The organism is Kitasatospora sp. NPDC058406, assembly GCF_042722765.1.
Lineage (GTDB): Bacteria > Actinomycetota > Actinomycetes > Streptomycetales > Streptomycetaceae > Kitasatospora.
This window is the reverse complement of record NZ_JBHXKE010000314.1, coordinates 1-8,747: the sequence shown is the minus strand read 5'-3', so window position 1 is coordinate 8,747 and position 8,747 is coordinate 1. Positions and strand designations below refer to the sequence as shown.

General features: G+C 69.4%; 6 protein-coding genes. 4 read left to right on the top strand and 2 right to left on the bottom strand.

Translation table 11 applies throughout. From position 1 onward, the window contains the following. Window positions 1-883 precede the first annotated feature (883 nt). From ACFWOG_RS36880 to ACFWOG_RS36865, 4 genes are all read left to right on the top strand, one after another. Entirely contained in the window at window positions 884-1,654 is a 771-nt protein-coding gene (locus ACFWOG_RS36880; protein ID WP_380363788.1) for a cytochrome c biogenesis CcdA family protein, read from the top strand. A 600-nt stretch (window positions 1,655-2,254) separates the two neighbouring features. Further along, window positions 2,255-2,680, top strand: coding sequence for a DUF1524 domain-containing protein (locus ACFWOG_RS36875; RefSeq protein WP_380363786.1), 426 nt, complete (start codon window positions 2,255-2,257; stop codon window positions 2,678-2,680). Window positions 2,681-2,786: 106 nt separating this feature from the next. Beyond that, a complete protein-coding gene (locus ACFWOG_RS36870; RefSeq protein WP_380363784.1) occupies window positions 2,787-3,221 on the top strand; it encodes a trypco2 family protein in 435 nt (144 codons plus the stop codon). 126 nt (window positions 3,222-3,347) lie between these two features. Then, entirely contained in the window at window positions 3,348-7,064 is a 3,717-nt protein-coding gene (locus ACFWOG_RS36865) for a tetratricopeptide repeat protein (protein ID WP_380363782.1), read from the top strand. Between the two features lie 617 nt (window positions 7,065-7,681). Here the strand turns inward: ACFWOG_RS36865 and ACFWOG_RS36860 are convergent. Both ACFWOG_RS36860 and ACFWOG_RS36855 read right to left on the bottom strand, forming a co-directional pair. Beyond that, window positions 7,682-7,972, bottom strand: coding sequence for a hypothetical protein (locus ACFWOG_RS36860; RefSeq protein ID WP_380363780.1), 291 nt, complete (start codon window positions 7,970-7,972; stop codon window positions 7,682-7,684). Between the two features lie 55 nt (window positions 7,973-8,027). Beyond that, window positions 8,028-8,747: hypothetical protein (locus ACFWOG_RS36855; protein ID WP_380363778.1), on the bottom strand; the 720-nt coding region annotated here is incomplete at its 5' end.

The following is an 8,747-nucleotide window of genomic DNA, read 5'->3' as shown; positions in this document are numbered from 1 at the left end:
GTCCCCTCGCGTTCACGCGAGGGGACCGCGACCGTCCGCCCAACCCGGCGCTGATGGGTACCAGCCCGCCAGCCTCGCCCGCGCGGAGCGCCTCGCACACCCGGTTGCGCAGCCGCCCTCCGGGAAACTGTGTACTGCCAGGCAGTCACCGGACCCCGGCCGCATGGTTGCGCGTGCATTGCGCGCCGCGCCACCGTACGGGTGTGCGACCTACGGTCCCCCGGTCGAATCTCGCACGAAACTCACAGAAGAGTCCCACCTGCATTCTGGCGGCCGGGACTGCTGTTTTTCAGCGACACGAAGACTGCCCGGCACGCCGAGACAAGACGCAGTAGGTGGCGGTACGTCAGTTTCGGCTGAAGGTGCCCTGATCCCCGGTCGCAGCGGTCCACATCGACCGGGGCGGCACCGACGCGCGACCGCCAGAGCCACACCGGCCGGTTCCACCACCGGGTAACTTCTCGACGACAAGGCGCATCACGGCGCCTCCGATGACCGACAGCAGCCCGTCGTGGTCCAGCCAGGCCGCACAGCACGTCAGCCGCGGCACACCGGCCGGGACCAGGACGGTGCGTGCTCAGCGCCTCCCATAGCCGCAGACTGAGGCCCCTTCGAGAACTCCGCGCCCTTGGCAGTGGAGCACGTCCTCGTCAAGGGCGCACAGGTCGTCGAGCCGCGGGGCAGGCACACGCTGCTGTCCTGGTCCTGGTGAAGCGCGGCCGTCCCCGCCTTCAAGCCCTCTCCAGGCATGTGGGAGGCTCTGCCTCATGTGCTGCACTTTGATTCAGCGCCCTCACGCGCTGCTCTCGCCGCCCGGCTGCCGTCAAGAGGTGCGTTGTGCCGTGATCGCGGTGGCGCCGTGAGTGAGAAAGGGCAATCATTTCTGGCTTTCGATGGGAGCCAGACAATTTTTTCCGGCGCCCTAATCCTAGCAATACCGGTAGCGGTGCTAGCTGGCCTTGTATCGTTCCTTTCCCCATGCGTCCTCCCACTCGTTCCCGGCTATTTATCGTACGTCACGGGATTCTCCGCTTCGGACCTCTCCAGCACAGAGGGTCGAAAGCGCGGCCGAGTTCTTCTTGGCGCCACCCTGTTTGTCGCAGGATTCACGATTGTATTCGTGTCCGCAGGCGCGCTCTTTGGGTCATTCGGGAACGTCCTCCAGCAGCATCAGCGCATCATTCAGCAAGCATCCGGAGCGTTTGCTATTCTCATGGGGCTGACATTCGCCGGACTACTTCCAAACTTCGCTCAGCGTGAATTCAGATTGCACCGACGACCGATCGTCGGCCTGATCGGCGCCCCCGTGCTCGGCCTGGTCTTCGGCATTGGATGGACGCCATGCCTGGGGCCGACGCTCAGCGCAGTGCAGGTGCTAGCCCTGGAACAGGCAAGCGCTGGCCGTGGAGCCCTGCTCGGCATCGCCTACTGCACAGGTCTAGGCCTCCCCTTTCTGATTACGGCGATTGCCTTTCGTGGGGCTCTGGAGGCATTCAGTTGGGTAAAGCGACATTACCTTCTGATCATGAGACTGGGCGGCGGCATGCTGGTTCTCACAGGAGTTCTATTGATGACAGGCGCCTGGGACCAGGTAATCGGGATCATCCGGGAATGGGCAAGCAACTTCGACCAGTCCGGACTCGTGTCGATCTAGCATCTCGGCCCCAGGAGACAGTGAGGCGTCTGCCGGAGGACCGGACAGGGACGCCCAGATGGGCGGAAGCCGCTGGTGACATCCACCGGGGCTCGCTGAGCGTGGATGCAACCTCTGGGGCCACGATGCCGGTGGCCGCGCACCAGCGCAGGAACCCGCAGGCGGTGCTCACCCACGGCGTTGACGGTCTTACCTGTCGGCAGGCGGAGGGTGCGTGAGTCCGGCGTCTGCTCGATGTGGAACTTGTAGTGGGCCATCTCGCCGAGCGACATGGTCTTCCAGTCGGTGCCCCGTCCGGAACACCGGTTCAGGAGCCGACCGACGCGGGGCAGATAGTTGCGCGGGGTCAGCGGTGAGCGGTTCTTGGCGCGTAGGTGGATGGAGTACTCAAGGCTCTCCGGGTGGGGATGTACGTCTCCTCGTCGACGAGGAGCCAGGTGATCGCCCCGGTGGCCGGGGATATCGCCTTCTCTGCTCTGAACATGCGGTGGTGCTCTCCTGCATCATCTGTGGATCTCGTCCCTCACCGTATGGACGATAACGATGAGGCACAGGAGCAGCCTGCCCCTGTGGCCCACGTGGCTCGGAGTCAGGGAAGGCATGCAGATAACCCGGGAGACCGTCCTCGCCCGCGACGGCGAGGGAGTCATCCAGGACGAACTGTGCCGGGCCGTGGCCGGAACCTGGGTCAGCGCTTTCGACAACATGACGTTCACCACCGCCGGCGCTCTGGACATCGACCACGTCGTCCCGCTCGCCGCCGCCTGGCGCTCCGGGGCCGACACCTGGACCGCCGCCAAGCGCCGCGCCTTCGCCAACGACCTGGTCCACTCCCATCTGATCGCGGTCTCCGCCGCCTCCAACCGCTCCAAGGGTGACAAGACCCCCGACCTCTGGCGCCCGCCGGCCACCGGCTACTGGCGTACCTACAGCCGGGCCTTGACCGACACCAAGCACGCCTACGGCCTGAGCGTGACCGAGCCGGAGAAGGCCACCCTCAACCGGATGCTCGACACCTGCACGTAGCCACCGACCTGGCCAGCCGACCCGCTCCGCGTCCTGGTGGGCAGGTCGGCCGACCGAAGTCGGATTTGCCCTACGTAGGGCCCGCGCTGGCCCTACGGTGTTCACATTGAATGACTGGCCGTCAGAACTGGTGGGGGTATGTCAGGCGGATGTTCCGCTGGCGGACGCGGCTGCGGCGGTTCGCGACGAACTGCTCGAAGCCGCGGCGCGGGCGGGGGACAATCCGCAGGTGGTGTTCGCGGTAAGGCTGGTGGAGATGGAGTTCGAGGTCGAGCTGCGCGCCGACGCCAAGGCCGGGTTCAAGCCGTGGGCGGTCGCAGCCGAGGCCGAGGCCGGCGTCTCACGAAGCCGCAGCCACCCCATCGCCTTCACCCTCGCCTTCAGGCGCCCCGACGGCACCGACCTTCTGGTCAGCTCCGCCACACCGGGCAGGAAGGCCCCGGTGACAGCACCGGGCGCATCGACGGCTGAGAACCGGAACCGCAACCGGCCCCCTGAGCCGACCGCGGGCCAGGTGATGGTACGCAGGACTGAGCGGTAGGGGGCTCGGGTGGAGCGGGTGCGGCTTGCCGGAGTGAACGGGTCCGGCGGACGCGGGTCCGGGTACGCGGTCGGTGGGCGCCTGGTCCTGACCTCCGCCCACGTCGCCGGGCCATTCGGTACCAGGGTGAGGGTGTTCCACCCGGCCGGCAGCGGCGCCGCGGAGGGCCGGGTGGTGTGGTCCGGTACGCCGGGCCGGCGCGACGACGCGGCGCTGGTCCTCGTCCACGACAGTGTCCACTGGCAACCGCCCACCTCCCCGGTGCGGTGGGGCCGCGCCGTCACCGACCGCCCCGCGATCCCGTGCGAGACCTGGGGCGTCCCCGACATCGCCCAGCGGCCGGGCCGGGACATAGAGGCCGAGCAGCTGCGCGGCCGGCTCAACCCAGGCACGGGCTTCGTCGGCAACCAGCACGTCGTCGACCTCGACCAGCCTGCACCTGTGTGGCGGGCCGACGGCGCCTCGCCGTTCGCCGGGCTGTCCGGCGCGGCGGTCTTCTGTGACCGGCTCCTGACCGGCGTCATCGCCTCCGACCGCGCCCACTCAGGCCATGGCCGGCTGAACGCGGTACCCGCCTACGTCCTCCACCACGACGCCGCGTTCCGCGCCGCCCTCGCCGAGTGGGGCGCCGGCCCGAGCGGCGGCCTGCAGGCGGTCGAGTTCCAGGACCTCGCCGACCGCGCCCAGGACCCCGACCGCACCCTGCGCCTGCCCTCGCCTGCGGCCCTCCTCCAGGCCCGCCACCAGATCGTCCCCTTCCACGGCCGCGACGGCCTCCTCGGCGAACTGACCGCCTGGTGCCGGCTCGGCGGGTTTGGCGCCTGGCTCCTGCACGGCCCCGGCGGGCAGGGCAAGACCCGCCTCGCCCATCACCTCGCCCACCAGCTCGCCGCCGACGGCTGGGCCGTCCTGTGGCCGCGCACCACCGCCCGCGCGGAACAACTACGCGACCTGCGGCACGCCGCCAGACCGTTTCTGGTCGTCCTCGACTACGCCGAGAGCCGCACCGACCAGATCACCGCCCTCGTCGAGGCAGCCGCCGACCACCCCGCCGACACCCCGTTCAAGCTGCTCCTGCTCGCCCGCACCGACGGCGACTGGTGGCAGCAGGCCACCACCGCCACCAGCCTCGCCGAGGACTACCTCGCCGCTGCCCACACTCGCCTCCTCAACCCTCTCGACGACACCCGCACCGATCGCGAACAGCACTACCGCGACGCCGCGGAGGCCCTCACCGGCATACTTCCCCAGGTCGACGGCCTTCCCGCCCACGACTGGCCCGCCCTCGCCCGCACCCTGCGGCCGCCCCGGCTCGACGGCGAGGCCTACGGCAACGCCCTCACCCTCCACATGACCGCCCTCGCCGACCTCCTCGACACCGCCGAACCGCGCTCCCCGGAACAGGCCCAGCCTGTAGAACGGGGTGCCGTCGGACAGGAAGCCGACCTCGTCGAAGACCGACTCCTCACCCACGAACGCCGCCACTGGCGACAGACCGTCCTCGCCACCGCCCCCGCCCTCAGCCTCACCACCCTGGAGACCGCACTCGCCGCCGCCCACCTCGCCGGCGCCGCCGACCGCGAACAGGCCGACCGCCTCTGGCAGCGTCTGCCCGTCCTCGAAGGCCAGAACCGCGACCGCCGCGACCGCGTCACCGCCTGGCTCGCCACCCTCTACCCCGCGCCCGGCGGACCGCCCTGGGGCACCTTCCAGCCCGACCGCCTAGCCGAACGTCACATCGGACGCGTCCTCGAAACCGACCCCGCCCTCGCCGACCACCTCCTCAACGGCGCCGACGACACCCAGACCGCCCAGCTCCTCACCGTCTACAGCCGAGCCGCCGCCCACCCCGTCCTCCGCCGGCTCGACAACCGACTCACCGACCTCTGTATCCGCCACCACCAGCAGATCGCAGCCCACATCATCACCACCGCCACCCGTACCAACCACCCAGGCCCCCTTATCACCGCCCTTGACACCGTCGCCGTCCGCCCCGGCACCCCCCTCGACACCCTCATCGAGCTTCACAGTCGGTTGCCCCCCACCAGCCAGCGCCTTGCTGCCACCGCCGTCCGCCTCGCTCACACCATCACCGGCCACTACCGGGCCTTGGCCAAGGCCAGCCCCGGCACGTACCTGTCGTTCCTCGCCAGCGCCCTCAACGACGTCTCCTTCAACCTCGGTGAGGTGGGTCGATGGGAGGAGGGCCTGGCCGCCGCTCGGGAGGCAACCGGCCACTACCGCAGCCTGGCCGAGGCGAACCCGGCCTACCTGCCTTTCCTCGCCGGCGCCCTCAACACCTTCTCCAGCCGGCTGACCAGGATGGGTCGAGCGGAGGAAGCCGTGGCCGCCGCTCGGGAGGCAACCGGCCACTACCGCAACCTGGCCGAGGCGAACCCGGCCGCCCACCTACCCGACCTCGCTACCTCCCTCAGCAACCTCTCCCTCGGGCTGGGCGAAGTGGGCCGACGGGAGGAAGCCGTGGCCGTCGTCCAGGAAGCCGTCACCATCAGTCGCACCCTGGCCGAGGCGAACCCGGACGCCCACCTACCCAACCTCGCCGTGGCCCTGAACAACCTCTCCGCCCGACTCAGCGATACGGGTCGGTGGGAGGAGGGCTTGGCCGCGGCCCAGGAAGCCGCCACCATCCGCCGCACCCTCACCGCCACCAACCCGGACGCCCACCTACCCGACCTCGCCGGCGCGCTCAGCAACCTCTCCCTCGGGCTGGGCGGAGTGGGCCGGTGGGAGGAGGGTTTGGCCGCCGTCCAGGAAGCCGTCACCATCAATCGCGCCCTGGCAGGGGCGAACCCGGACGCCCACCTACCCAACCTCGCCCGCATTCTCAACAGCCTCTCCCTCCGGCTGACCTCGACAGGCCGGTGGAAGGAGGCCCTGGCCGCCGTCCAGGAAGCCGTCACCATCAATCGCGCCCTGGCAGGGGCGAACCCGGACGCCCACCTACCCAACCTCGCCAGCACGCTCAACAACCTCTCCAACCGGCTCGGTGAGACCGGCTGGTGGGAGGAAGCCCTGACCACCACCCAGGAAGCCCTTGCAATCTGCCGCGCCCTGGCAGGGGCGAACCCGGACGCCCACCTGCCTAACCTCGCCGGCATTCTCACCAACCTCTCCATACGGCTCGGTGAGATGGAGCGGTGGGAGGAGGCCCTGACCGCTGGTGAAGAAGCCGTCGCCCACTACCGGTCTCTTGTGTCCGCCAGCCCCAACATCCACCTGCCCGGCCTCGCCCGCACGCTCAACAACCTCTCCAACCAACTCGGTGCGGTGGGACAACGGGAGGAAGCCCTGACCGCTGTTCAGGAGGCCACCGGCCACTACCGCGCCCTGGCAGGGGCGAACCCGGGTGCCCACCTGCCCAACCTCGCCGGCATTCTCACCAACCTCTCCAACCAACTCGGTGCGGTGGGACGAAAGGAAGAAGCCCTCGCCACCATTCAAGAGGCCACCGGCCACTACCGCACCCTTGTGTCCGCCAGCCCCGACATCCACCTGCCCGGCCTCGCCCGCACGCTCAACAACCTCTCCAACCGGCTTGTTGAGGCGGAGCGATGGGAGGAGGCCCTGACCGCTGGTGAAGAAGCCGTCGCCCACTACCGGTCTCTTGTGTCCTCCAGCCCCAACATCCACCTGCCCGGCCTCGCTATGGCCCTCAACAACCTCTCCCTCTGGCTGGTCGGGGTCGGTCGTCGGGAAGGGGGTCTGGCCGCCATCCAGGAAGCCACCAAGCACTACCGCGTACTCGCCACTGCCAACGCCATCTTCGAAACCGATCTGCAGAGGTCCCTGAAGCTGGCTGCACTGCTCCAGAGCCTGCAGTAGTCCATCCCGGGAATATCGCACGGTAGTAATGACGCTCCCCGCCAGTCGGGGCCGACATCTGGACCACCGCCAAGCGCAAGCCCTTCGCCAACGACCCCACCCACTCCCAGCTGATCGCGGTCTCCGCCGCCTCCGACCGCTCCAAAGGAGACAAACCGCCAAACGCCTGGCGTCCGGCGGCCACCGGCTACTGGTGCACCTACAGCCGGGCCGTGACCGACACCAGGCACGTCTACGACCTGAGCGTGACCGAGCCGAAGAAGGCCACCCTCAACCGGATGCTCGACACCTGCACGCCATAGGAGAGCACCGCAGCCGTTCCGATCCCGACCGATCCGGCCGCCCCCAGACCAGGGGGCGACAGCGGCCGTCGACCTGCTCCGACCTGGTCAAATCCGACTCCCGATAGGGGGTTGACCGGCCGTCTGAGCGGTGTATCGCACGCTGGCCCGACGTCCTCACCAGGTCGGCGCCGGCGGCGAAATTCGATTCCGAACCCTCTTGACCCGCCGTCGCCTGTGCCGGCTCAGCAACGCCGCTGTCGACACCGGGCGCGCCGCCCGCCCGCCGACCGGGCTGGCACCGACTGGTAGGTCCCGCTCCGGTCGGTGGGGCGGTCAGCTGTGGGGGTGGAGGACCGTGCGCAGTTGTCGGCGGGCTTCCTCGATGGCGGCGGTGCGGGCCGGGTCGCGCTCGCGCGTCCTCTCCCAGCGCCGCTCGTGCTCGGTCCGGCAGTGCTCCCTGGTGCGCTGCTCGGCGGCGGCCAGGCGCTCCGGAGTGACGCCGAACAGGGGCGCCACCCACTGCTCCCAGGGGTGTGTGCGGTCCTGGTCTGGGTCGTAGCGGCCGCGGGCGGCCCGGCGCCGGTGACCGGTGTTCTCCAGCTCCCGGTAAGTGGCCTCCGCCATACCAAGGACCGTGGCCATCTCGGCAGGCGGCGAACCGCCGGGTCGACGCTGTGGGTCAGGTCTTCAGGACGCGGCTGATCTCGTACGGAGTCTGCTTGGCAAGGGCCACCAGGGTGTCGAGATGGCCGATCCAGGGCCGGTCCATGTGCTTCGGGTGGTCCGCCGAGAGGCGGGCGCCGGCTGCGGAGGCCCGGTCCAGGGGGTTCTCGATCGCGGTGTCGCCGAGGCACTCGTAGGCGATCTCGACGAAGTCGAGCAGTTTGGTCCGCTCCTCGCGGTGCCACTTCAAGCGCTCTTCCTCCTGGCTAAGGAGCCCCTTGACCGGGACAGCGACCGCGCGCTCGAACTCGGCCAGGGTCGGCTCCTCGCACAACCGCCCGACCACCGCGTCGGACAGCGGCAGGCCGCCAGCCGCCAGCCGCTCAAGAATGCTGATCCCGAGCACCGTAGACGCGCTGGCGTACCGCCACAGCAGCACCTCCAGATCGTCCGCGCACCGGAACGCCGCACGCCCCAGGTCGCGAAACGCCTCGACCTCGAACGCGAAGCGCATCTCCTCTGCGCGGCGCTCGGCATTGGCTTCCCACACCCTGGCACGGTCCTCCGCCGCGAGCACCGAGCGCAGCTCGACGTGGAGCGTGTTCACCGCCTCGTGGAGCGACACGAGCGCCTCGTACTCCGGACTTGTTTCTGAATAACTGTCAGAGTTGATCTTCCTTGTCGGCGGGCTCGGACAGAAGGGCTCGGAGCTGTTCCAGGGTGCGGGCGGGCGACC